24 protein-coding genes are annotated in these 22,478 nt (G+C 64.7%); 7 read left to right on the top strand and 17 right to left on the bottom strand.

What is annotated here, in order from left to right:
* Positions 1-218 precede the first annotated feature (218 nt).
* Positions 219-518 carry a hypothetical protein gene (locus tag AB0J47_RS25025; protein ID WP_364350499.1) on the top strand — a complete coding sequence of 100 codons (300 nt, stop codon included), beginning with the start codon at positions 219-221 and terminating at the stop codon, positions 516-518.
* Positions 519-759: 241 nt separating this feature from the next.
* On the opposite strand, the gene AB0J47_RS25020 is transcribed toward AB0J47_RS25025, so the two are convergent.
* On the bottom strand, positions 760-2,193 hold the full coding sequence (locus AB0J47_RS25020; protein ID WP_364350496.1) for a cytosine permease: 1,434 nt from the start codon (positions 2,191-2,193) through the stop codon (positions 760-762).
* A gap of 125 nt (positions 2,194-2,318) precedes the next feature.
* Between AB0J47_RS25020 and hutC the strand changes: the two genes are divergently transcribed.
* Positions 2,319-3,074 carry a histidine utilization repressor gene (hutC, locus tag AB0J47_RS25015; protein ID WP_364350493.1) on the top strand — a complete coding sequence of 252 codons (756 nt, stop codon included), beginning with the start codon at positions 2,319-2,321 and terminating at the stop codon, positions 3,072-3,074.
* Positions 3,075-3,408: 334 nt separating this feature from the next.
* Here hutC and AB0J47_RS25010 read toward each other — a convergent pair whose 3' ends face one another.
* The 7 genes from AB0J47_RS25010 to AB0J47_RS24980 all read right to left on the bottom strand — a co-directional run bounded on the left by AB0J47_RS25010 (position 3,409) and on the right by AB0J47_RS24980 (position 8,778).
* The gene (locus AB0J47_RS25010) at positions 3,409-4,128 is read right to left on the bottom strand and encodes a Mut7-C RNAse domain-containing protein (RefSeq protein WP_364350490.1); all 720 of its coding nucleotides are present in this window, start codon (positions 4,126-4,128) and stop codon (positions 3,409-3,411) included.
* Positions 4,129-4,171: 43 nt separating this feature from the next.
* A complete protein-coding gene (locus tag AB0J47_RS25005; protein WP_364350487.1) occupies positions 4,172-4,780 on the bottom strand; it encodes a hypothetical protein in 609 nt (202 codons plus the stop codon).
* 3 nt (positions 4,781-4,783) lie between these two features.
* Positions 4,784-5,287 (bottom strand): F0F1 ATP synthase subunit B, encoded by a 504-nt coding sequence (locus AB0J47_RS25000; RefSeq protein WP_364350484.1) that lies wholly within the window; start codon positions 5,285-5,287, stop codon positions 4,784-4,786.
* 6 nt (positions 5,288-5,293) lie between these two features.
* Positions 5,294-5,551, bottom strand: coding sequence for a F0F1 ATP synthase subunit C (locus AB0J47_RS24995; protein ID WP_040687366.1), 258 nt, complete (start codon positions 5,549-5,551; stop codon positions 5,294-5,296).
* Positions 5,552-5,634: 83 nt separating this feature from the next.
* On the bottom strand, positions 5,635-6,306 hold the full coding sequence (atpB, locus tag AB0J47_RS24990; RefSeq protein ID WP_364350681.1) for a F0F1 ATP synthase subunit A: 672 nt from the start codon (positions 6,304-6,306) through the stop codon (positions 5,635-5,637).
* Positions 6,307-6,419: 113 nt separating this feature from the next.
* On the bottom strand, positions 6,420-6,824 hold the full coding sequence (locus AB0J47_RS24985; protein ID WP_364350480.1) for a hypothetical protein: 405 nt from the start codon (positions 6,822-6,824) through the stop codon (positions 6,420-6,422).
* Between the two features lie 451 nt (positions 6,825-7,275).
* Positions 7,276-8,778, bottom strand: coding sequence for an FAD-dependent monooxygenase (locus AB0J47_RS24980; protein WP_364350477.1), 1,503 nt, complete (start codon positions 8,776-8,778; stop codon positions 7,276-7,278).
* A 92-nt stretch (positions 8,779-8,870) separates the two neighbouring features.
* Between AB0J47_RS24980 and AB0J47_RS24975 the strand changes: the two genes are divergently transcribed.
* A complete protein-coding gene (locus tag AB0J47_RS24975) occupies positions 8,871-9,512 on the top strand; it encodes a TetR/AcrR family transcriptional regulator C-terminal domain-containing protein (RefSeq protein WP_364350474.1) in 642 nt (213 codons plus the stop codon).
* A 4-nt stretch (positions 9,513-9,516) separates the two neighbouring features.
* Here the strand turns inward: AB0J47_RS24975 and AB0J47_RS24970 are convergent, their stop codons facing one another.
* The 8 genes from AB0J47_RS24970 to AB0J47_RS24935 form a co-directional block, all read right to left on the bottom strand.
* A complete protein-coding gene (locus tag AB0J47_RS24970) occupies positions 9,517-9,972 on the bottom strand; it encodes a hypothetical protein (protein WP_364350471.1) in 456 nt (151 codons plus the stop codon).
* 12 nt (positions 9,973-9,984) lie between these two features.
* A complete protein-coding gene (locus AB0J47_RS24965; RefSeq protein WP_364350468.1) occupies positions 9,985-10,707 on the bottom strand; it encodes a metallophosphoesterase in 723 nt (240 codons plus the stop codon).
* A gap of 22 nt (positions 10,708-10,729) precedes the next feature.
* The gene (locus AB0J47_RS24960; RefSeq protein ID WP_364350465.1) at positions 10,730-10,981 is read right to left on the bottom strand and encodes a BON domain-containing protein; all 252 of its coding nucleotides are present in this window, start codon (positions 10,979-10,981) and stop codon (positions 10,730-10,732) included.
* Positions 10,982-11,545, bottom strand: coding sequence for a hypothetical protein (locus tag AB0J47_RS24955; RefSeq protein ID WP_364350462.1), 564 nt, complete (start codon positions 11,543-11,545; stop codon positions 10,982-10,984). It abuts the gene before it with no gap.
* Positions 11,546-11,619: 74 nt separating this feature from the next.
* Complete coding sequence (locus tag AB0J47_RS24950; RefSeq protein ID WP_364350459.1) at positions 11,620-12,591, bottom strand: SDR family oxidoreductase; 972 nt, start codon at positions 12,589-12,591, stop codon at positions 11,620-11,622.
* A gap of 9 nt (positions 12,592-12,600) precedes the next feature.
* Positions 12,601-14,361, bottom strand: coding sequence for a glycoside hydrolase family 15 protein (locus AB0J47_RS24945; protein ID WP_364350456.1), 1,761 nt, complete (start codon positions 14,359-14,361; stop codon positions 12,601-12,603).
* Positions 14,358-14,984 (bottom strand): UdgX family uracil-DNA binding protein, encoded by a 627-nt coding sequence (locus tag AB0J47_RS24940; RefSeq protein ID WP_364350453.1) that lies wholly within the window; start codon positions 14,982-14,984, stop codon positions 14,358-14,360. The genes AB0J47_RS24945 and AB0J47_RS24940 overlap by 4 nt, the downstream gene beginning before the upstream one ends.
* A gap of 7 nt (positions 14,985-14,991) precedes the next feature.
* Positions 14,992-15,321, bottom strand: a complete 330-nt coding sequence (locus AB0J47_RS24935; RefSeq protein ID WP_364350450.1) for a plasmid stabilization protein — start codon at positions 15,319-15,321, stop codon at positions 14,992-14,994.
* Positions 15,322-15,422: 101 nt separating this feature from the next.
* On the opposite strand from AB0J47_RS24935, the gene AB0J47_RS24930 reads away from it, so the two are divergent.
* Positions 15,423-16,679, top strand: a complete 1,257-nt coding sequence (locus AB0J47_RS24930) for a serine hydrolase domain-containing protein (RefSeq protein WP_364350447.1) — start codon at positions 15,423-15,425, stop codon at positions 16,677-16,679.
* 1 nt (position 16,680) lies between these two features.
* Here the strand turns inward: AB0J47_RS24930 and AB0J47_RS24925 are convergent, their stop codons facing one another.
* Positions 16,681-19,530 (bottom strand): FAD-binding and (Fe-S)-binding domain-containing protein, encoded by a 2,850-nt coding sequence (locus tag AB0J47_RS24925; RefSeq protein ID WP_364350444.1) that lies wholly within the window; start codon positions 19,528-19,530, stop codon positions 16,681-16,683.
* 123 nt (positions 19,531-19,653) lie between these two features.
* Between AB0J47_RS24925 and AB0J47_RS24920 the strand changes: the two genes are divergently transcribed.
* From AB0J47_RS24920 to AB0J47_RS24910, 3 genes are read left to right on the top strand one after another with little or no spacing between them, the layout of a single operon-like run.
* Positions 19,654-21,453 (top strand): thiamine pyrophosphate-requiring protein, encoded by a 1,800-nt coding sequence (locus tag AB0J47_RS24920; RefSeq protein ID WP_364350441.1) that lies wholly within the window; start codon positions 19,654-19,656, stop codon positions 21,451-21,453.
* Positions 21,450-22,016: a hemerythrin domain-containing protein gene (locus AB0J47_RS24915; RefSeq protein ID WP_364350438.1), complete on the top strand. Its 567-nt coding sequence runs from the start codon at positions 21,450-21,452 to the stop codon at positions 22,014-22,016. The genes AB0J47_RS24920 and AB0J47_RS24915 overlap by 4 nt, the downstream gene beginning before the upstream one ends.
* Positions 22,013-22,477, top strand: a complete 465-nt coding sequence (locus AB0J47_RS24910; RefSeq protein ID WP_364350435.1) for a Na+/H+ antiporter subunit E — start codon at positions 22,013-22,015, stop codon at positions 22,475-22,477. The genes AB0J47_RS24915 and AB0J47_RS24910 overlap by 4 nt, the downstream gene beginning before the upstream one ends.
* The last annotated feature ends 1 nt before the right edge of the window (position 22,478 follow it).

Genomic DNA, 22,478 nt, shown 5'->3' with positions numbered 1-22,478 from the left:
GTGGCGGCACAGGCGGCCGCCCCACCATACCGACGATGCGGCTAGGTCCTTTGCGATCTCTTTACCTGCGGATTCCCTTCGGTTTCCACCCGAATACGGACTCTTGCCGGGCGGGTCGGCCGGAGTTACGGTTGCTTCCTGCGTCGCGAAGCAATCGGTCACCAACCGGTTGCTGAAGCCGCACGAACATTTCGCTCTAGGGCTGGAGGGTTCCCGCTATGACGAAGAAGAAGGCTCAGCCCAACCCGATGTTCGCGGTGACCATGGTCAATGCCATCCATCAGGATGTCGATGGTTACGGGGACAGATGGGTAGCCACCGTCGACCACGGGAATATGCGGGCCGACTGGATCGCCGAAGCCGTTGCCAAGGACGCGCGTACGGTCCGGATCTGGTGCGACGACTGCGGCAACAGCGTCCATCTGTGTGCGGAAATCCGGGATTACCTGCCCCACGACGTGCGCAAGTCGCTGGCCGACGCCTGGGAGCACTACCACCCGACGCACCACGCGTCGTAGGTCGGGGTCGCGAAAACAGCGGTGGCTCGATCGAATTCGAGCACCCGATCCAACCGGCGACGCAGCGAAACGCCGTGGCTTGATCCCGGTCCCCCTGGGACGTGGGCCCCGGCCCTGTTGCGGGTCGGGGCGGTCGGCCTTTCAGGACAACTCGGTTGGCACGGGTATGCGGCTGCCGCTCATGCTCTTCGAATGCCGCGCGGTCGCGATGGAACTCGTAAAAATTCCAGAGTGATCGTTCTCAGGACACCGGAGCATCCACGGTGTCCGTGGGATTGATCATCCGGTCCGGCGGATTGCTCGTGCGACGTGCGAGCGGGTAGTAGATGGCCGCCGTGAAGACGATGCCGACGATCCAGGAGATATCCGCGCCGCCGAGCATATCGGTGATCGGGCCGGTGTAGAGCTTCTGTGCGAGGAACGGGATCTGGGCGAGAATGCCGAGGGTGTAGCAGGCCAGGGCGGTGACGTTCCAGCGTCCGTAGCGGCCGTCCGGATTGTAGAGCGCCGGGATGTCGATGCGCTCGCGTGAGATCAGGTAGTAGTCGATCAGGTTGATCGCGCTCCATGGCGTGAACACCATCAGCAGGACGAGCACGAAGTTCTTGAAGTTATTGAGGAAGTCGGCGCTGGCCCCGATGGCGATCAGCATCGACACCACGGTGAAGCCCACGATATAGGCCGTTCGCGTGGCCTGGGTGGTGCGCGACTGACCGCTGAACGCGGTCACCGATGTAAGGATCGACATGAACCCGCCGTAGGCGTTGAGACAGTTCACCGTGAGCTTGCCGACCACGATCACCAGGTAGATCAGCAGCGCGATCGCGGATGGGCCCGCGAGATCGCCGATGAATCCGACTTGATTGCCCAGGAACGCTTTTCCGGCGACGGCGGCCACCAGCGCGCCGAGCGTCATCGCCCACTGCGACCCGAGCACGCTGCCCGCGAAGGTGGACCAGAAGGTGGTCCGCGCACTGGTCGTGCGGGGCAGATAGCGCGAATAGTCCGCGACGTACGGTCCGAAGGTCAGCTGCCATCCGGCACCGAGGGAGACCGCGAGGACGAAGGTGACGATGTCGAAGGATTTGGTACCGACGTAGGCGCTGACGTCGTATTCGGCGAACAGGCGGATCGTCAGGTAGGTGAAGCCGATAGTGCCGACCACGGTGGCGATTCGCCCGATGACATGGATCAGCCGGTAGCCGGTCACTGCGACCACGGCCGTGAGCGCACCGAAGACGAGAATGCCGATGTTCGAATTGTCTACGTGCAGAATCTTGTTCACCGCCTGACCGGCCAAAACCGTTCCGGTCGCGGCAAAACCGAGATACATCACGATTACGAGCAATAGCGGCATCACCGCACCGAGGACGCCGAATTGCGCTCGGCTGGAGATCATTTGCGGCAGCCCGAGCCGCGGACCCTGCGCCGAATGCAGCGCCATGACTATGCCGCCGAGAATATTGCCGAGCAGCAAACCGAGGATCGCCCACAGCGCATCGGCGCCGAATACCACCGCGAGCGCACCATCGACGATGGCGGTGATCTGCATATTCGCCCCGAACCACAGGGTGAATTGATTGCGCGCGGTGCCGTGGCGTTCGGCATCCGGAATTACTTCGATGGTGCGGCGCTCGATCTGCAGTCCGGCGTCGAATTCGTCGTTGTGCGGCATGGATCCGCCTTCCCTCAGGAGAAGGGCAGCTGGGGCAGCCTGCCCAGATGCATAGTCCTGTATATACAAGTGGCTGTCAACCGGAACGGCTAAGGTTGCGGCCAGGCTAGTGAGAGGTGGTGGCGATGGCCCGCCCGGTGGGCGATGCAGATCTGGCGGTCTTGTTCGCGGCGTCCGGACCCGATACGGCACCGGCGTACGAGCGGATCAAGACCCTGATCCGGATGCAGATCGGCGCCGGACGCTGGGTCGCTGGGGATCAGCTTCCGTCGGAGCATCAGCTGGTCGACGCGCTCGGTATCTCCCGCATGACGGTCAACCGGGCGCTGCGTGAGTTGGCCGCAGCCGGTGTGGTCGTTCGGATGATGGGGGTCGGCACCTTCGTCGCGCCCGCGAAGGTGGCATCGCCGCTGTTCGAGGTGCGCAATATCGCCGATGAGATCCAGCAGCGCGGCCACCGGCACCGCACCGAGGTCATCTTCCTGCGCAGCGACCCCCTCGACGCCGCCAACCCACTGCTCGACGATTGGCCGACCGATTCGGTATTCCATTCGATGCTGGTGCATTTCGACGACGAGGTGCCGATCCAGGTGGAGGACCGCTACGTCAACCCCGCCGCCGCACCCGGCTACCTCGACCAGAATTTCACCGCGATAACCCCGAACCGGTACCTCAGCGAGGTGGCACCGCTGGTACGCGGCGAACATGTCGTCGAGGCGGTGCAGGGCAGTCAGGAGGACTGCCGACTACTGCGCATCCGCCGCACCGAACCCTGCCTCCAGATCCGCCGCCGCACCTGGTCTGCCAGTGCGCTGGTGAGCGTGGCCCGCCTGGTCCATCCCGGCTCCCGCAGCCGCCTCGAAGGCGCTTTTGGAGCCTGATCCAGCTGGGCGAGAACGGCTCCCGCGCATTGATCGGCGCGCCACGCACGTTTTGGCCCACGATTCCGTGCGCGGCGTAAAGAAAGGTGCGCGGTGTACGGAAGGTACCTGGCGTGGGCGCCCTGCCCCGGCTCCCGAGGCCGCCTCGAAGGTGCATTCGGAGCGTGATCCGGCTGGGCGAGGACGGGTCCCGCGCATTGGTCGGCTCGCCACGCACGTTTTCGTCCACGATTCCGTGCGCGGCGTGAAGAGAGATGCGTAGCGTGTGGCAGGTGCCTGGCGCGCGAGGGTTCGTGGTGAGCGAAGGTGCCGCGCGAAGGTGCGTGGCGATGCTTCAGGTGCCGAAGCGGAGGGCGTGGGTGACGATCGCGTCGAGACGCGCGTGATGCGCACCCTTCCAATAGGTTCGGCCACAGTCGACGCACTGTGCGAACGCGTCGTAGGTGCGTTCGGTCTCGTTCGGGAGTTGCCCGCGCAGGGTCCGCTTATCGGTCACGCGCAGGGGGCCGTTGCAGGCCGTACAGCGGGTCCATGGCGCAAGGGGCGGTGCGAAACGCGATAGCACGTCGTCGAGCTGTTCGACGGGGCGATGACTGTAAATGTAGGCGCCAGCGAAGATTTCGCGTCGACGCAGCAGTCCGCGGTCGCGCGAGAGCAGGATGCGATGTTCGGTCGCCGAGCGCGTGGCGAGTGCGGCATCACCGATATCCGGATTCTCGTAGGCGGTGTCGACGCCGAGCAGCCGCAGCCGTCGCGCCAAAGTGCCGAGGTGGATGTCCAGCAGGAAGCGCAGCGGTTCGTCGAATCGCTGCGGACGCACCACCGCGCGCACCGACACCGCTTCGCCATCGGCGGGCTTATACGCCGGGCTCGTCGACCGACCGTCGACCAGCAGTCTGCCCACCTCGGTTAGCGGCACGCCGAGCGCTTCCACGATATGTCCGAGCGTCGACACGCTGTCGATCCGCACGGCAGAGCGACCGTCCCGCTGTGCGGCCGCGACGAACAGCCGCAATTCGGGCGCGAAATCGATCGTGATCTGCGCGGTGCTCACGCGGCCAGCATGCCAGGGCATGCGGTCCGGCGACCACCCGGTTTTACAATGCCCAGGGCTGGGCGCGGCGTCGGACCGGCGGTTCCGCGTTAGCCATGGCCTCGAGGTCCTCGAGGAATTTGTCGATGCTGTCGGCGGCCACGTGGGTGGCGCCGATCTCGTAGCGCACCTTTTCCTCGGTGCTGTCCATGACCGTGGTGATCAGCTCTTCCTTCAGATCGCGGATGAGCTGGGTGCGCATCTGGGCGATCTGATCGCGGCCCTGGCTACGGACCCGTGCGACCTCGGCATCGGCGAATTCGCGCATCTTGGCGATGATGCGTTCGGCGTCGGCACGCGCATCCTCACGGATGTGCTCGAGTTCGGCCTGGGCGTCGGTGACCGCATTGTCGTAGGCCCGTTTGGCCTCGACGAGGCGGTCGGCCGCCTGCTGGTTATCCTCGATCTGTTTCTGAATATTGTTCTGCGCCTTGGCCATCAGCCGTTTCACCGGCGGTGCCACCCATTTGACGATGACGAAGATGATGACCGCGAAACCGAAGAGCTGGCTGAAGAAGATCGGCCAGTCGAAGGTGATGTGGAAGATGCCCGAATCCTCGGACCCGGCTGCGTGGATTGCCCCTTCGGCAAGGATGCCGCTGTTGAGGTTCATTGGCTACGCTCGTCCTGACTGATGGCCGGCGCTGGAGCCGGCGTGCCGATCCTTGATGCCGAGCACTCGATCGGCCAATGTCTCGGCGAGCGGTTCGACAGCCTCACGCAGCTCCGCGGCCACCTGGTCCGCCTGAGCCCGCAGTTCCGTCGCGGATTCCGCGACGATCCTGTCGGCCTCGCCCTGCGCCTCACTTCGCAACTGCTCGAGGATAACTCGGCCCTCGGCCCTTGCCTGGTTCCTGATCTCGACCGCCTCACTGCGCGCCTGCGCGACGGCCGCCTGGTATTTCGCTTCGGCGTCGGCGAACAAGGCTTTGGCTTCCTTGTTGTCGACCGCGGTCTCCGCGACTCTCGTCTCGCGTTCCGCCAATACCTTGCGTATCGGCGGAACGACGAACAGCCACATGACCCCGAGCACGATCAGGAAGATCAACAGCTCGGCGAAGAATGTGCCGTTGGGGATCAGGAAGTTCCCCTCGGCCACAACATCCGTTCGCGGAGTCATACTTAATTACTTACCTGGAGTAGCGAATACGAAAAGCGCCATGAACGCTAGATTGATGAAGTACGCCGCCTCGACCAGACCGACGGTCAGGAAGAAGTTACCGCGGAGGCGACCTTCGGCTTCCGGCTGACGGGCAACGCCGTTGATCAACGCGGCGCCGGCGAGTCCGTCACCGATTCCCGCGCCGATGGCGCCACCGCCCATAATGATGCCGCCGCCGATGAGCGCGCCCTGGACGATGGCTGCCGTTGTTGCGTCTGCCATTTTTCACTTCCTGTTCTTTACTGAGCTCGATCGGCGGCGCCGATCTGTCGTTGTTTAGAGCGACCCGAAAGTAGTCGCCAGGGCTAGTGTTCGTGCTCCAGCGACATCGATTGACTGAAGTAGAGGACGGTCAACAGCGAGAAGATGAATGCCTGGATGGCTCCGACGAACAGATCGAAGAGTTTCCAGACGGCATTCGGCCCCCAGCTGATCCAGAACGGGAACAGTGCGATCACCGAGACCATCACGCCGCCCGCGAACATGTTGCCGAACAATCGAAGCGACAGCGAGAGCGGTTTAGCGACTTCCTCGATGACATTGATGAAAACCATCGGGCCCCATCCGGTGTGGCCCTTCAGCAACTGCTTGGCGTGCCCACCGGGGCCGCGCCGATACACGCCCGCACCCTGGTACATGAAGAAAACGAACAGTGCCAGCGCGTATACGAAATTGACATCCGAGGCGGGCGGTGCGATCAATTCACCGTGTCCGTACTGCACCGGCAGCACCGACAACCAGTTCGACAACAGGATGTAGATGAACAGCGTGACGGCCAATGGCAGCGCGAACGGCGCGACCTTCATGCCGATGGCGCTTTCCACCTGGTTGCGCATCTGGACCGTGACGGTCTCGAAGAACAACTGCACGCCGTTGGGTACGCCCGAAGTCAGCTTCGCCCGCAGGTAGAACGCCAGACCGAGCACGATCGCCGCCGCGATGGCGGTCGAGATGATCGTGTCGACATTGAAGTCCATACCCCACAGATGCGCGACCGCGTGTTCGCCGACCTTGATTTTCGGCTCTTCGGCGGGCGCTTCCTCCGCGAGGACGGGAAGCGCCGACTGGGCGATGAAGGCGAGTTGATTCGTCATGATTGCTGGCGAAGCTCCTTCACTTCAGGCAAGACGGTGACCAACACCAGAATCACTTGAAAGGCAGCCAGGCCGAAGAAGATTCCGATGCCGTGCGGCCTTGCCAGGAAACCCACTGCGAGCGAACCGCCGGTTATTGCGATCAGTCGAGTTGCCGAGGAGAGGTACAACCCCTGTTTCCTCGGTTTCTCGGCGTCGGCGACCCGGTTGACCGTCAATCTGGTCAGTTGTGCATTCACCCAACCGAGTCCGAGTCCGATGCAGATGAACAGGCCGAGCAGCAGCCGGTCGAGTGGACCGGTAGCTGCCAGGGTCAACACGCCGACGCCGATCGCGAAGACAGTCGCACGGCGCATTCGGAGTGCGTTGACATCCACTGCGACACCGCCTTCGCCGGTCATCCCACCTCGTAGTGGGGTCTTAATTGATCGATAGCATACACATTAACAACCCTTTTGGAAGGCAACGTTTTTGATCTTTCTCGGGCGAGATTTCGGACGATGTCCATTGGGCGACAGTGTCACACGGGGGACGGCAAGTGCAATCAGTGCTCTCGGCCGCGCCGAGTTGAATCGGACAAAACGGTCATTGGGTCGACTGTCGCTATTTCCCGGTTTATTCGATCAGCGTGCATAACTTTGGTCATGTCTTTGTAAAGGAATTACAAAGAGACGACCGATACTCCGAGCTGGCGCCGGCGTACGGCATCGAATCGCGTGTTCGCCGCGATATCACGGTATCGCGTCCTAGCGGCAACTGTTGATTGCTGGCGCGCTGCCCCTGGTGGCGGTGGCTCGAGTGCCGTTGAGGCCGGTGGTGCGGATGCGCGGTGGGTCGAGTTGGTGGGCAGGGTCATCGACCAGTTGAGCCGCCAGTGGATTCGGTGCCGCCGACCCAGGTGCCGAGTGCTTCGGTCAAGCCCGCGGTGGTGGCTTCGCCGGCAGCCCATGCGACGTAGCCGTCGGGGCGCAGCAGGACGGCGGCGGGGGCTTGGATCGCCCCGAAACCGGGGATGGCCCAATGCTCGGCGCGGCCGACAGCGCTGATGATCTCGACCCGGTCCTGCCATTCCGGGACCGCAGGAACGTCGTTTCCATTGAGCACCAGCAGGACCGGGCGGCCCGCGCGCAGCAGCTCGTGTACCCGAGTGTCGCCGTCGGCGGTGGTGAGGTCGGCATCCGGGACGCGGCGGCCGACGAGCGGGTGCTCGCCCTTGATGTCGTAGCGGATATCGAGTGCGGTGATCATCAGGCCGAGGCGGTGGCGTACCTGATCCATATCGATCAGATCGCTCATGATGTCGCGCAATGCGTCGGTGTGCGGGCCGGGTCGTCCGAGTGCGGTCTGGGCGCGGGTGTTGTGCAGGACGCGGGTGGCGATGGGGTGTCGCTCGGATTCATAGGTGTCGAGGAGTTCGTCGGATGCGTTGCCGCGCAGGGTGGCGGCGAGTTTCCAGCCGAGATTCATCGCATCCTGCAGTCCCAGATTCTGGCCCTGACCGCCCGCGGGGTAGTGGATGTGCGCCGCATCCCCGGCCAGGAATACCCGGCCCACGCGGTAGCGGTCGGCCTGGCGGGCGGCATCGCCGTAATGCGAGATCCAGCGCGGGCTGTGCATACCGAAGTCGGTGCCCGCGATCTCGGTGAAGTTGGCGCGGAAGTCCTCGAAGCTCAGTTCGGTGCCGCGCTCCAGGACGAGGTCGTGGCGCTGCACCATCAGTCGGTACCAGCCGGGCTCGAATTGCACCGCGGAGAAATCGCCCGCACCGGCGCGGTGTCCGAAGAAGGGCTGTGTGGGCGGATCTGCCAGTTCGACATCGGCAAGCATGCCCGTTACGGTCGCGTCGGTGCCGACGTAGTCGATGCCCGCCAGCTTGCGCACCGCGCTGCGGCCACCGTCGCAGCCGACCAGGTAGGCCGCGCGAATCCGGCGGGGATTCGGACCGCCGATCTCCACCTCGACACCCGATGCGTCCTGCTGGAAGCCGATAACGGGTGACCCCCACTGCACGATCGCACCGAGTTCGGTTGCTTGCCGGTCGAGTTCGCGTTCGATCACCGACTGCAGCACGGCGAGGGTGAACGGGTAGCGGGTATTGAAGTCGCTGAAATCCAGGGGCAGGCCACCGAAATGCCCGGCCTGCATTACGCGGCCGAGCGGGAGCAACTCGTCGAGCAGGCCGCGCTGATCGAGGATTTCCATGGTGCGGGCGTGGATGCCGCCCGCCCGCGATTCGCCGGTGCGCGCCGCAAGTCCATCGACGACCGCGACATCTGCACCGGCCAGGCGCAGTTCGTAGGCCAGCATCAGCCCGGTCGGTCCGGCCCCGGCGATCACCACATCGGTCGTTTCCATGTCGGTCTCCTTAACATTGTTAAGCGATTTAACGTTGTTAAGGAGAACAGAACATTGTTAAGCTGTCAAGCGTCGGACAGCAGGAGGTGACAGTGAAGATCGATGCGACGGTGATCGCCGAGGCAGCGTTGGGTTTGCTCGACGAGGTCGGTCTCGACGGACTGACCATGCGGAAGGTGGCCGCGGCCCTGGATGTGCAGGCACCCGCCCTGTACTGGCATGTCAAGAACAAGCGCGAACTGCTCGATGCGATGGCCCGGCGGGTATTCGTTTCCGCTGTCGACGGGATCGAGGCGCCGCGGCAGGGCGAGGACTGGCAGGACTGGGTGGTGGCGGTGGCCGGGCGGTTGCGCCGGTCGATGCTGCGGTATCGGGACGGGGCGAAGGTGCTGGCCGGAACCTATGTCAGCGACGAAGCCATGTGGCGCACCGTGGAACTGACGTTGCGCACGCTCGAGGACGCGGGTTTCGCGCTGGTGGATGCCGAGCGGGTGTTTCCGATACTGCTGCACTACACGATCGGATTCGTTATAGAGGAACAGGCGCAATCCGGCGCGGAGTACGCCGATGGCAATCCCTACGATCCCGCGCGGGTGGCGCAGTCCGTCGATGCCGAGCGCTTTCCGCGGACGGCCCGGATGGTGGCCGAGCTGTTCGACGCCGATACAGATGTGGAATACGAGCGCGGACTGCGGGTCATCCTGGCCGGAATCCGCGCCACGCTATCGTCATAGCCGCTCAGCGGCCGAAGCCTGCGAGCCCGTCGGCGAGGGTGCTGATATTCAGTGCGTCGAGCACCTTTTGCCGGACGTCCGGACATTGGGTGGTCGTGATGCGATCGACGATCGCCCGGTCCTTCAGGACGGTGTCATTGAGGCCGCCGTTGCGGGCCGCCCAATCGTGCACTGTGCCGTTGAAGCCGAGCTTGCCGAGCTGGGCACCCTCGGTGCGCCACCGGTCGACCTCTGGTTCGAGCATGTCGCACAGCTGTTTTGCCGCTGTCGGGGTGATCTCGTCCGGATTGGGCACCTGTGCGGAACTGCCGGGGGAGGAGAAGGTGATGGTGATATTCGGGTGGGAGGTCGGGGTGGCGGGCACCGCCGGGTCCAGGGGGCCGTTGCCGCCGCAGGCGGCGAGCAGGGCAGCCGCCACGGTCGCCGCGGTCAGCGTGGCGATGGATCCGATCGAGGGCATCGGTACTCCTTATTATTCTTTTGTTTCCGGCTTCAGCTCGTAGACGACATAGGCGGTGCGCACCACCGGTAAGGCCACATTGCGTACCCGGATGCCGCCCGGTGTGGTGCCGCGTTCGATACCCGCATGCGCATGCCCGTGGATCGCGAGGTCGGCGTGCTGGTCATCGATGGTTTCGCCGAGCAGATAGGACCCGAGGAACGGGTAGATTTCGCGCGGTTCGCCGTGCAGGGTGTCGCTTATGGGGGAGTAGTGGGTCAGCGCGATGGTGATATCGGTGTGCAGGCCCGCCAGCGCTTCGCGCAGCATCTCCGCGAGGTCGACGGAGTGCGCGGCGAATTCACGCATCACGCGTTCGCCGAAGACGCTCGCGCATTTACCCGCGAAGCCACCGCCGAAGCCCTTAGTGCCCGCGATGCCGAGGGTGTGTCCATCGACCGCGAATTTCGTCGCGGTGCCCTCCAGTACGGTGATGCCGTGATCAGTGAGCTCGGCGGTGATCTCGTGCTGTGCGTCGCTGTGATGGTCGTGATTGCCGAGCACCGCGACGACCGGAACACCGAGATCGGCGAATTCCGCGGCCACGACGCGGCCCTCCTCGATCGTGCCGTGCCGGGTGAGATCACCGGCTAGCAGCAGCACATCGGCGCGGTCGGACAGTTCCGCCAGCGCCGGGCGCAGTTCGCCGCCCGACTCGGCGCCGAGATGGACGTCACCGATTGCCGCGATCCGCATCTGCCGCCCTCCTTTTCCGGTGTCAGTCCGCCAGCGCCTCGGCGGCCCCCGGCGCGCATGGCGGCGTGACGTGCACGTCGTTGTGGATGCGGGCGCGTGGAAGCTGTTCGCGCACCACGTTTTCCATCTGCAGCTTGCGTTCGATACTGCTCACCTCGCCGCCGAGGACGACGACATCGCCACGGATGGTCACCTGTACACCGAGTTCGGCGGTGCGCGGATCCTCTGCCAGCGCCCGGCGCAGATGTGCGACCAGATATTGCGGTTGTTCCATTCACACCACCCGCTTCGACTCGATTATTCCGAGATCGTCCAGCAGCCCGAGGAAGGCTCGGGCATACGGCGAAACGTCGGTTTCCTTGCGCACCCGTTCCCACTCCACCTGTTCGCGTAGATCGCGTGCGATCGTCAGCAGCGGGCTCAGGTCCAGTCGGTGCGCGTCGAAGACCAGCAATTTGTCGATCATCAGGTCGCTCGCGCTGATCACCGGCGCCATCGTCGGGCCGATGCGCATCATGTCGGCTCGATCGAGTAATTCGTCGGTGACTGGTCGATTGTTCGGCCGGTAGATCAGGTCGATGAGGACACCGCCGTCATAGACCTTGGTCAGCCAGTCCTCAGGCGGATCGGCGACCCGCAAGCCGCCGCGGGTCAGCGCGCTGCGGGCCTCTGACAGGTCGGCGGGTTTGATGAAGATGTCGACATCGTGCTCGGATGCGGGCCCGCCGCGCGCGTACACCGCGCAACCCCCCGCGACCGCGAAGCGGATATCGGCATCCACCAGCGTATTCACCGCGCGGGTGAGCGCGTGGAGTAATTGGTCGATCGTCGGGACCATATGTGCGCCATACCCGCGCTCGGTTCGGCTAATCGCGTCTTTCTCGTGTTCGCGCGCAGCCCGACCAGAGCGCCCTAATGCCGACGTAACCCGCTGGCCAATGACTCGAGCCCACGGCTCAACCATGCCTGCGTACTGCGCCGATGCGCACGATCATCGAACTCGCCGTGCGCACCGAAGTCATGTCCGCCGGACCGGTCGACCGGCTCCCAGAGGTTGTCGGCCCGTGCGTCGGCGTCGGCATCGGTCTGCTGCGACTCGTAGCCGGTGCGAGCGAGATAGCGGTCGAGCAGGCTGGGCGCGAGCCGTTGTGCGAGCAGTGTCCCCGTTGTGCTCGCGCCGACCCAATACTCCTTGCGCTCAGGATGTTTCGCTGCGAAGGCGATCGAGCGCGCAATGATCTCGGGTTGGTAGATCGGCGGCACCGGCTGTGGCCGCTTCGGCAATCGCGACAGCACCCAGGAGAATTGGGGGGTATTCACCGCGGGGGCCTGCACCAGCGTGATGTGCACATTGCTGCCCTCGTGCATCAACTCGACCCGCACCGATTCGGTGAACCCGTTGATCGCATGTTTGGCTGCGCAATACGCCGACTGGAGTGGAATCGAGCGGGCGCCGAGCGCCGAGCCGACCTGTACGACAGCGCCGCGATCGCGCGCCCGCATGCGCGACAGCGCGGCCATGGTGCCGTGCACGGTACCGAGATAGGTGACCTCGGTGACCCGCCGGAACTCCGCGGCCGCAATCTGCTCGAAGGGGGCGAATACCGAGGTGAAGGCCGAGTTCACCCAGACATCGATGGGCCCGAGCACCTCCTCGGCCCGCGTCGCCGCGGCCTCGACCGCCGCGTAATCGGCGACATCGACCGGAATCGTCAGCGGCTCACCACCCGCGGCGCGCACATCATCGGCCGCGGCGGCAAGTCCGGCATCGCCGCGGGCGAGCAGCGCGACTTTGCAACCGCTCGAAGCGAATTCGCGCGCGGCCGCGCGACCGATGCCCGCACTCGCCCCGGTGATCACCACTACTCGGGGTTCGAAGCTCATCACAACTCCTTACTCATGGTCGTCGCCGAATCGGGTGAGCTGGATCGAGGATTCGAAAAGCGTCGCGTGCACGAAGGCCTGCGGCATATTGCCGCGCAGCTGACGCTGCCGGACATCGAATTCCTCGGCGAACAATCCGGGCGTACCGCACGCCGCGCGATTGCGTTCGAAGTAGCGTGCCGCCGAAACATGGTGTCCCAGTTGGGCGGCCGCGATCGCCATGATGAATCCGCAGAACAGGAACGCGCCCTCGTTCGTCTCCAGCGGCTGCTCGTCGTGGCGGTAGCGATAAACGTAGTAATCCGTGCACAATTCGCGCTCCACGGCCCGATAGGTGGCGAGGCTGCGCGGATCGTCGAGAGGTACGCCGCCGCGGATGGCAGGCAGTAGCAGGGCAGCGTCAACACCGGCCGCATCCGGGGCCTGCTGCCACGCGCCGCCGCGATGCACACTGGTGCGGGCGGTTTCGGCCATGATTGTGTCGGCCAGTGCCGTACAGAACACGGGGTCGGCACCGGTATCGGCAATGGCGGCGACCGCGCGCAGACCGCTGACGCAGGCCAGCCGGGAATGCGTCCAGTGCCGGTCCTCGGTTTCCCAGATGCCCGCATCCGGTCGACGCCAGCGTTCGGCGATCGCGGCGACGGCCACCGAAATCGCCTTGCGGCTGTCCTCGGTGAGCCGGTCGTGCCGCGCGCCCGCGGCGAACAGGAGCAGAGCCTCGCCGAATACATCGAGTTGGGATTGATCGCGCACCCGGTTGCCGACGACGGTACGACCGCCCGGATACCCGGGTAGGTCCAGGTTGCTCGGCTCCGGGATCGGTTGGCCGGTGACCGTATACGCCGGCAGTATCGTGGGCCCATCGACGAGCAGTCGTTCGCCCACGAACTGTAACGCATTGTCCAACAATGGATGTGGGCCGTCGGCGGCCACCGCCTGACCGGCGAAACATTGGTCGCGGATCCACACATAGCGGTAGTCGTAGTTCTCGCCTAGGTCCGCGCGTTCAGGCAGGCCGGTGGTGGCCGCGGCGACCATCCCATTGGTGGAACTGGTCATACCGCGCATGACCGCGTAGGCCTGTGCGGTATCGCGGGACGCGGCACACGGGCCCAGCTTCGGCACCCCACGCTGCCAAGCGGATTCGGTCTGTGCCCATGCGGTGTGCGGATCCGGCGGTTCGTCGGGCAGTGCGATATCGGACAATTCGAGGACGAGATCATGAATCTCGCCTTGTCGCAGCGTTATCCGATCGGTCCAGCCGCGGTCGTCGCGGACCGACGCGGCCGCCCCACCCGTCCAACGCAATGCGAGGTCACCGACGCGCGCGAGCCACAACCCGTCGTCGGTACGGTGCAGGTCACTTGCCTTCGCCTTGCCGAACTGCCCGGCGGGCCGCAGCACCACATCGACCTCGGCATCGCCGTGCACCGCGACAATCCGGCGCAGCACCACGACCCGATGCGGATCACCAGGAAAGGCCAGCGCCTCCCGGCATTCGATCACCGAGGAGCCGACCAGCCAGTGCGAATTCCAGATCAGGGTGCCCGTCTGGTAATACCCGCCCCACACGTACCGCCCGCACGGTGTCACCGAATACGCGCCGTCCCCGCCGACCAGCGCGGCGAAAACCGCGTCGCTGTGCCAACGTGGTGCACACATCCAGGCGAAGTCACCACGTGGACCGACCAGCACACCGCGCTCGCCGTCCGCGAGGAATGCGTATTCGCGCAGTACATGCGGCCGGGTGATATTTTCGGCCGTCACATCGGCCGTATACCACCGCAGACCGTTCGCAACCTTTTCAAGTCTGCGACGAATCCGGTGTAGGCCTCGTCGCGATCGGGCGCGCGCAGCACCGACGACGGGTGCACGGTCGCTAGCACCGCGTAATCCGGCGTCGAGATGAGCTCTCCCCGCCGCTCGGAGACCTTGAACGAGGGACCGAGCACGGCCTTTGCGGCAATCGCGCCGAGACAGACCACCAGTTGTGGCCCGATGACCCGCAACTCGGCGTCGAGCCAGGCCGAGCAGGCGACGATTTCGGTGCGTCCGGGTTGTTTGTGGATACGGCGCTTACCGCGTTCCTCGAATTTGAAGTGCTTCACCGCATTGGTCACATAGATCCGGTCGCGGTCGATCCCGACCTCGGCGATCGCACGGTCGAGCAGCCGCCCGGCGGGGCCGACGAACGGATGTCCGCGCACGTCCTCCTGGTCGCCGGGCTGCTCACCGATCATGACCACGTCTGCGTTTTCCGGGCCTTCTCCGAAAACCGTCTGGGTGGCGTGCCGGTAGAGATCGCAGCCGTGGCAGCCGCACGAGGCCTGCCGCAATTCGGCGAGGCTCGCGTGCGGCGGCACGAACTCCGCGGCGCCCGGCACGGCCATCTCGGTCTCAGTCCTTGCCGAGCGCCCGCGCGAGCTGACGCTTGTTCATCTTCGAGCGGCCCTTGATATTGCGGTTTTTGGCCTCGTTGTACAGCTGGTCGCGGGTCGGGCCCTTCGGACCGCTGCGGCCCGAGCGCTGCCCACCGCGCTGCTGTGGCGACTTATCCTTTACCGAGGAACGGCTGGCGGTCTTCGACTGCCCGGATTGGGCGCGATTCTTATTGACCGTCCGCGCGGCGATTTCCTTCGCCCGCTTCTGGCTCTCGCCCCGGTCCTCTGCCGAGTCCTTGATGTGCTCGTACTGCCGTTCCTGCTTATTGCTCCATTCCTTTGGCATGTCACACCTCCTGCCAGCCGAGTACCCCGGCTCGCCGCGCGAAACCAGCACTGCGGCGTGGGCTCGATCGGCGGCGAGATCAGCGTCGATATGCTGGCCGAATGAAGGTGGTCCCTGGCACGTTGGTGACCGTCGCCGATGATCTGGACGCGGTGACGACAGTCGGGCACGAGGACGATCCGGCCGATGCTGGGTTGACGAACGCGGATGTCGCGGCGCTGTGGACATCGGTGCGGGCGTGGTACCGGATGGGGACGACGCCCGCTATTCAGACCTGTCTGCGGCGCAACGGGAAGGTCGTGCTGAACCGAGCGATCGGGCACGGCTGGGGGAATGCGCCGAAAGACGGTCCGGATGCGGAGCAGATACTCGCGACGCCGGAGACGCTGTTCTGCGGGTTCTCCACCGCCAAGGGCGTATCGGCGACGCTGATGTTCATGCTGGTCGAACAGGGTGCGTTCGCGCTGAATGATCCGGTGTGCAAATACATTCCGGAATTCGCGGCACACGGCAAGGATGCGATCACCATCGGCGATGTGATGTCGCATTCGGCGGGTGTGCCGTTCATTACGCCGCCGTACAAGGGCGTCGAGTTGGTGCTCGACGAGGAGTTGGCCGTACAGGGGCTGGCCGATCTGGTGCCGAGTTGGCGGCCCGGTCGATTCCGTGTCTATCACGCGTTGACCGGCGGTTTGATCCAACGGCTGCTGGTGCAGCGGGCCACCGGGAAGCGGATGCGCGAACATCTCGCCGAACAGGTACTCGAACCATTGGGCTTCCGCTGGAACAACTTCGGGGTCTGTCCCGAGGATGTCGACAAGGTCGTGCCCAGTGTGAAGACCGGCCCGCCGCCGTCACGAATGTCGATACTTTTGGCGCGCAAGGCACTCGGCGGGCGGATGGACGGTGCGACCGCCAAGTCCGCGAATCGGGATTTCCTGACCGCCGAACTGCCGTCGGGCAATATCGTCACGACCGCCTACGAACTGTCTCGCTTCTACGAAATCCTCACCCGCGGCGGCGAACTCGACGGTGTGCGGATCATCGAGCCCGAAACCCTCCGCGAAGCGATCCGCCCCGCACCACGCTTACCAGGCCTGGCCGGACGCGTAAGCCGCGCTGGTTTCGAGCTGGGTGCTCGTCGCTCGAAGTTCGGGAGAAATACCCAGTCGCACTTCGGCCGCAGTGGCCTGACAACCCAATACGGCTGGGCCGACCCCACCCGCGGACTCGCCGGTGCGATCCTGACCAGCGGCAAGGCCACCACCGACACCCAGCGCCCTTGGGCCCTGGTCGCCCAGATCTCCAACACCATCGGCCGGCTTCCGCGCGCCGATCGGCTGTTCGACACCGACTGATTCACTCGCGGCGCAGCGCCTCGGCGAGGACTTGTGCCGCGTGCTGCGGTCGGGCTTGCGGTTGCAGGTGTTCGATTTGGGTACGGCAGCTGAAACCGTCTGCCAGGACCAGGGTTTCGGGGTCGCGGTTGCGGATGGTCGGCATCAGTTTGTCTTCCGCGCAGGCTACCGAGACGTCGTAGTGGCCGCGTTCGAAGCCGAAGTTTCCGGCCAGGCCGCAGCATCCGGCATCGAGTACTTCGACGTCGAGTCCGGTTGCGGTCAAAAGCCTCTGGTCGGCGTCATAGTGCAGGATCGCGTGCTGGTGGCAGTGTGGTTGGACCATGGCGTGGGCGTCGATGCGCGGGGGTTCCCAGTCGTCGGCCTGTTCGGTGAGGATTTCGCCGAGGGTGCGGACCTGATTCGCCAAGCGGTGGGCGTCTTCGTCACCGGCGAGTAGTTCGGTGAGATCGGAGCGGAAGACGGCGGCACAGCTGGGTTCGAGCACGACGATGGGGGTGCTAGAGCGCAATTGGGGTTCGAGCTGACGCAGGGTTCGGCGCAGTACTCGTTTCGCGGTGGGGAGTTGGCCGGTGGAAATCCAGGTCAGACCGCAACACACGGTGCGCCTTGGTATTTCGATTTCGAACCCGGCCGCATCCAGTACCGTCACCGCGGCTTCGGCTATTTCGGGGGCGAAGTTGTTGGTGAAGGTGTCGGGCCACAGCAGCACTCGGCCACGGTGGCCGCGCTCGTCCGGTGTGCGACGGGCGAACTTCTCGGTGAAGCGCTCGCGGGCGAAGCGCGGTAGGTCCCGGCGCGGGTCGACGCCGCCGAGACGTTTGAGCAGCCCACCCGGGCCCCGGCTCTGAGCCAGCGCGTTGGCCGGTGCGGACACGGCGGTGGCGAGCCGGGCCCACATCGGAATCCAGCCCATCGAGTAGTGCGCCATCGGCCGGACGCGGTGTTCATAGTGGTGGGAGAGGAATTCGGCCTTGTAGGTGGCCATATCGACATCGACCGGGCAGTCGCTGCGGCAGCCTTTGCAGGCCAGGCACAGGTCGAGGGCATCGCGCACCTCGGTGGAGCGCCAGCCATCGGTGATCACCTCGCCCTGGAGCATTTCGAACAGGAGTCGGGCGCGGCCGCGGGTGGAGTGTTCCTCCTCCCTGGTCGCCCGGTAACTCGGGCACATCACACCGCCCTCGTGACCGCGGCACTTGCCGACGCCGACACAGCGCGCGGCAGCCACGCTGAAGCGATGGTCATCCTCCGGGAAAGTGAAGTGGGTCACCGGATTCCACGGCCGATAGTCCGCGCCTTGGCGCAGGTCCTGATCCAGTGGTCGCGGGTGTACGACCTTGCCGGGATTCATCCGGTTGCGTGGATCGAAGAGATGTTTGACCGCGCCGAATGCCTCGACGACCCGATCGCCGAACATGATCGGCAGCAGTTCGCCGCGCGACTGACCGTCGCCGTGTTCACCGGACAGCGATCCGCCGTACCGCGTCACCAACTGGGCGCTCTGCTCGGCGAAGCTGCGGTACCTCGAAATGCCTTCCGCGCTACGGAGATCGAACGGTATGCGGGTGTGCACGCAGCCGTGGCCGAAGTGGCCGTACAGCGAGGACGACTGGTAATCGAAATCGTCGAGCAAACTTTCGAAGTCGCGCAGATAGTCACCGAGCCGGTTGGGCGGTACCGCGGCATCCTCCCAACCCTCATGGGTTTCCGGACTGTTGGGCGGATAGGCCGTGGCGCCCAGGCCTGCCTCCCTGGCCATCCAGATTTCCGCCTCTCGTGCGGGATCATCGATCATCGTCGAGGTCGCACCGGTTTTCATGGTCACTTTCTCGACCATCGCCTGGGCCCGTCGGTCGGCTTCGTCCTGGTCGGCACCCTCGAATTGCGCCATCAGCCAACCTTTTCCGTCCGGCAACTGTGCGATGGCACCTGCGGCCAGATGTTCGATATGTTCCAGATCGACCAGTCGGTGGTCGACACCTTCCAGCGCTGTCGGGTTGTGCTGCAATACGATCGGCACCGCATCGGCGGCATCGTAGATATCGGGGTAGCCGAGTACGGTCAGTGCCACCGCTTTCGGGCGTTGCACGAGTTGGATTTCGGCACGCAGCACCGTTACCAGCGTGGACTCGCTGCCGACGAGTAGTTTCGCGAGATCGAAGCCGTGCTCCGGCAGCAGGGAATCGAGGTTGTAGCCCGACACCCGGCGCGGAATATCGGGGTAGTGCGCGCGGATATCCGCCGCGTATTCATCGCGGATCCGCCGCAGGCCGTCGAGTAGTTCGGGAAACTCATCCGGGGAATCCGCGCCGACCCAACCCCGTAACCCGTCGTAGGTCAGGATTTCCAGCCGCCGCACCGAATCGACCATCTTCCCGTACGCCTGCGCGGTAGATCCGCAGGAGTTGTTGCCGATCATCCCGCCGATCGTGCAGCTGACATGCGTCGAAGGTTTCGGGCCGACCATCAGGTCGTACCGCGCCAACAGCGCATTCAGCGGGTCCAGTGCGATCCCTGGTTCCACGATCGCGGTGCGGGCCGCCGTGTCGACCGAGATCAGCCGATCGCAGTACTTGCTCCAATCCAGCACCACGGCCGCATTGCAGCATTGACCGGCCAGGCTGGTGCCGCCGCCGCGCGAGAGCACCGGCATATCGTGCTCGCGGCACACCGCGATCGCCGCGGCCGCATCGTCCGGTGTGTGCGGTAGCACCACGCCGAGCGGTACCGCGCGATAGTTCGAGGCATCGGTGGAGTACGTGGCTCTGGATCCGGGATCGAAACGTACTTCCCCGGAGACCTGCTCAGTGAGTTCGGCCGCGAGTCGCGTCAGCGGGAGATCAATCATTCGGCACCCCTCCTCTCGGCACAGTGCGGCTACCCACTTCGGCGCGCGGCACACCCTCTGATTGCCTGCCCATTCGCTGGGTATCACCCGTCTGACCAACCCGGATACCTACAGGAGATCCTCATGAAACAACAGGTTGGTGACTACGTCCTGCAACGACTACGGGAGTGGGGCGTTAACCAAGTCTTCGGATACCCCGGCGACGGCATCAACGGTCTGGTCGCCGCTTTCGGTCGCGCGGATAACAAACCGCAATTCGTGCAGGCCAGACACGAGGAAATGGCGGCGTTCCAAGCCACCGGTTACGCCAAGTTCAGTGGGAAGGTCGGCGTCTGCACGGCCACCTCGGGACCCGGCGCGATCCATTTGCTCAATGGCCTCTACGACGCCAAACTCGACCATGTCCCGGTCGTCGCGATCGTCGGTCAGACCGCGCGCAGCGCCATGGGCGGCAGCTATCAGCAGGAAGTCGATCTGCAGAGCCTGTTCAAGGATGTCGCCAGTGATTATCTGGTCGAGGTCAATGTCTCGAGCCAGTTGCCCAACGCGCTGGACCGGGCGTTTCGCACGGCGATGACCCGGCATTCGCCGACCGCCGTGATCATTCCCGCCGATCTGCAGGAAGAACCCTACGAACCGCCCGAACACGAGTTCAAGCAGGTGCCCTCCAGCCCACCACATGCGTTGACCGCGACGGTGGTCGCACCGTATCCCGAGATCGAACGCGCGGCCGAGATCATCGACGCCGGATCGAAGGTCGCGGTGCTCGTCGGTCAGGGCGCGCGCTCGGCCGCGCGCGAGGTGGTCGAACTCGCCGAAATCACCGGTGCGGGTGTGGCGAAGGCATTGCTCGGCAAGGATGTGCTGCCCGACGACCTGCCCTTTGTCACCGGGTCGATCGGGTTGCTCGGTACCAGGCCGAGCTATGAAATGATGCGCGACTGCGACACGCTGATCATCGTTGGGTCGAATTTCCCCTACACCCAGTTCATGCCGGAGTTCGGTCAGGCGCGCGCCGTGCAGATCGATATCGACGGCACCATGATCGGCATGCGCTATCCGACCGAAGTGAATCTGGTCGGTGATGCGAAAGCCACACTGGCCGAACTCGTTCCGCTGCTGCGCCGCAAGGAGGAGCGTTCCTGGCGGGAGAAGATCGAGCAGAATGTGTCCCGCTGGTGGGAGACAGTCGAGCGGCAGGCGATGTTGCAGGCCAAGCCGGTCAACCCGATGCGCGTGGTTTGGGAACTGTCGCAACAGCTTCCGGATAATGCGATCGTCACCGCGGACTCCGGCTCATCCACCAACTGGTACGCCCGCTGCCTGCGATTCCGCATCGGTACGCGCGGCTCGCTGTCGGGCACCCTGGCGACCATGGGACCCGGCGTGCCCTATGCCATCGGCGCCAAATTCGCGCATCCGGAACGGCCGGCGATCGCGTTGGTCGGTGACGGCGCCATGCAGATGAACGGAATGGCCGAACTGCTCACCATCGCACGCTATTACCGGCAGTGGAGTGATCCGCGGCTGATCATCTGTGTCTTCCACAATAACGATCTGAACCAGGTCACCTGGGAGCTGCGCGCCATGGGTGGCGCTCCGAAATTCGAAGAGTCACAGATACTTCCGGAGACTTCCTACGCGGATCTGGCGCGCTGTATGGGGCTGCCGTCGATCGCGATCGACGATCCGGAGAATCTCGCCGACGCGTGGCGGCAGGCGCTGAGCGCGGATCGTCCGGTACTGCTCGATGTGCGCTGCGATCCCGAGGTGCCGCCGATTCCACCGCATGCGACCTATGAGCAGATGAAGGACACCGCCGAGGCGGTGATGCGCGGCGATCCGGATGGCTGGCATCTGATGTGGCAGGGCACCAAGACCAAGTTGCAGGAATTCGTGCCGCATCGGAATTCGTCATCATGACTTTGCCATCGACCGAGGACGTCGTCGATCTGCTGATGGCACAACATAGGCAGATCAAAGGCTTACTCGCCCAACTGAAGTCCGGGCAGGGCGATAAGTCGGAGCTGTTCAAGGAACTGGTCCGGTTGCTCGCGGTGCACGAGAGCGCCGAAGCGGAGGCCGTGCACCCGGTCGCCGCCCGCGCCCGTTTCGGGGCGGACCAGATGGTCGGACAGCGCCGGCATGAGGAGAACCACGCCAAGCGCGCGCTGGCCAACCTTTACGACCTCGGTGTCGACCATCCGGATTTCGATGCCGAGCTGGCCGAATTCGCCGAGGCGGTGATCGACCATGCCAGCCGCGAGGAGCACGAGGAATTCGCCCTATTGCGCCAACAGTTTTCGGCGCATCAATTGGAGCGGATGGCGGGTTCGGTGCGGGCCGCCGAAGCGGTCGCGCCGACCCGTCCGCATCCGAAGACCGGGGAATCCGCGCTGGCGAATCTGCTGGCCGGTCCGCCGTTGGCGATATTCGACCGGGCGCGTGATGCGGTGCGGGACTGGCATCGAGAAGACGACAAATGAGCGGGCGCATCGCAGCGGCGGCGGAAGTCCTCGGCTGGTGGGCGGTGCTGGTGTTGCTGTGGCTGGCGACGCTGACCACGTTCAGTCTCCAAGAGTTGCTCGCGGCCGTCGTGCTCGCATTACCCGCTGCTTGGGCGGGTCGTCTGGGACGTATCGCGGTGCAGGGCAATTGGCGACCGCCGGACAAGATTCCGCAGCTGTTGGCCGCGCTCCCCAGCGCGATCGTGCGCGATAGCTGGGCCGCCCTGTCGATCGCCGCGCATGGCAGGCCGGTCGGGAGGTTCGAGGAGAACGAACTCGACGCGGAAGCCGATGCGCGGCGGCGAGCGGGGCGGGCGGCACTGATCACCGGTGTGCTCTCGGCGACGCCCGGCTCGCTGGTCATCGATGCTGACGATGAGCTGCTGCTGCACGTATTCGCGACACCCGAGACTCGACTGCGACGGATGTTCGGGGGCTGAT

The organism is Nocardia sp. NPDC049737 (assembly GCF_040674755.1).
Lineage (GTDB): Bacteria > Actinomycetota > Actinomycetes > Mycobacteriales > Mycobacteriaceae > Nocardia.
This window is presented reverse-complemented; position numbering and strand designations above follow the sequence as displayed.

What these genes read in the sequence shown, in the direction of transcription:
- AB0J47_RS25025 (WP_364350499.1), top strand. Translation starts at nt 219, where the DNA reads ATGACGAAGAAGAAGGCTCAGCCCAACCCGATGTTCGCGGTGACCATG.
- AB0J47_RS25020 (WP_364350496.1), bottom strand. Translation starts at nt 2,193, where the DNA reads ATGCCGCACAACGACGAATTCGACGCCGGACTGCAGATCGAGCGCCGC.
- hutC (WP_364350493.1), top strand. Translation starts at nt 2,319, where the DNA reads ATGGCCCGCCCGGTGGGCGATGCAGATCTGGCGGTCTTGTTCGCGGCG.
- AB0J47_RS25005 (WP_364350487.1), bottom strand. Translation starts at nt 4,780, where the DNA reads ATGAACCTCAACAGCGGCATCCTTGCCGAAGGGGCAATCCACGCAGCC.
- AB0J47_RS25000 (WP_364350484.1), bottom strand. Translation starts at nt 5,287, where the DNA reads ATGACTCCGCGAACGGATGTTGTGGCCGAGGGGAACTTCCTGATCCCC.
- AB0J47_RS24995 (WP_040687366.1), bottom strand. Translation starts at nt 5,551, where the DNA reads ATGGCAGACGCAACAACGGCAGCCATCGTCCAGGGCGCGCTCATCGGC.
- atpB (WP_364350681.1), bottom strand. Translation starts at nt 6,306, where the DNA reads ATGGACTTCAATGTCGACACGATCATCTCGACCGCCATCGCGGCGGCG.
- AB0J47_RS24985 (WP_364350480.1), bottom strand. Translation starts at nt 6,824, where the DNA reads ATGACCGGCGAAGGCGGTGTCGCAGTGGATGTCAACGCACTCCGAATG.
- AB0J47_RS24980 (WP_364350477.1), bottom strand. Translation starts at nt 8,778, where the DNA reads ATGGAAACGACCGATGTGGTGATCGCCGGGGCCGGACCGACCGGGCTG.
- AB0J47_RS24970 (WP_364350471.1), bottom strand. Translation starts at nt 9,972, where the DNA reads ATGCCCTCGATCGGATCCATCGCCACGCTGACCGCGGCGACCGTGGCG.
- AB0J47_RS24965 (WP_364350468.1), bottom strand. Translation starts at nt 10,707, where the DNA reads ATGCGGATCGCGGCAATCGGTGACGTCCATCTCGGCGCCGAGTCGGGC.
- AB0J47_RS24960 (WP_364350465.1), bottom strand. Translation starts at nt 10,981, where the DNA reads ATGGAACAACCGCAATATCTGGTCGCACATCTGCGCCGGGCGCTGGCA.
- AB0J47_RS24955 (WP_364350462.1), bottom strand. Translation starts at nt 11,545, where the DNA reads ATGGTCCCGACGATCGACCAATTACTCCACGCGCTCACCCGCGCGGTG.
- AB0J47_RS24950 (WP_364350459.1), bottom strand. Translation starts at nt 12,591, where the DNA reads ATGAGCTTCGAACCCCGAGTAGTGGTGATCACCGGGGCGAGTGCGGGC.
- AB0J47_RS24940 (WP_364350453.1), bottom strand. Translation starts at nt 14,984, where the DNA reads ATGGCCGTGCCGGGCGCCGCGGAGTTCGTGCCGCCGCACGCGAGCCTC.
- AB0J47_RS24935 (WP_364350450.1), bottom strand. Translation starts at nt 15,321, where the DNA reads ATGCCAAAGGAATGGAGCAATAAGCAGGAACGGCAGTACGAGCACATC.
- AB0J47_RS24930 (WP_364350447.1), top strand. Translation starts at nt 15,423, where the DNA reads ATGAAGGTGGTCCCTGGCACGTTGGTGACCGTCGCCGATGATCTGGAC.
- AB0J47_RS24925 (WP_364350444.1), bottom strand. Translation starts at nt 19,530, where the DNA reads ATGATTGATCTCCCGCTGACGCGACTCGCGGCCGAACTCACTGAGCAG.
- AB0J47_RS24920 (WP_364350441.1), top strand. Translation starts at nt 19,654, where the DNA reads ATGAAACAACAGGTTGGTGACTACGTCCTGCAACGACTACGGGAGTGG.
- AB0J47_RS24915 (WP_364350438.1), top strand. Translation starts at nt 21,450, where the DNA reads ATGACTTTGCCATCGACCGAGGACGTCGTCGATCTGCTGATGGCACAA.
- AB0J47_RS24910 (WP_364350435.1), top strand. Translation starts at nt 22,013, where the DNA reads ATGAGCGGGCGCATCGCAGCGGCGGCGGAAGTCCTCGGCTGGTGGGCG.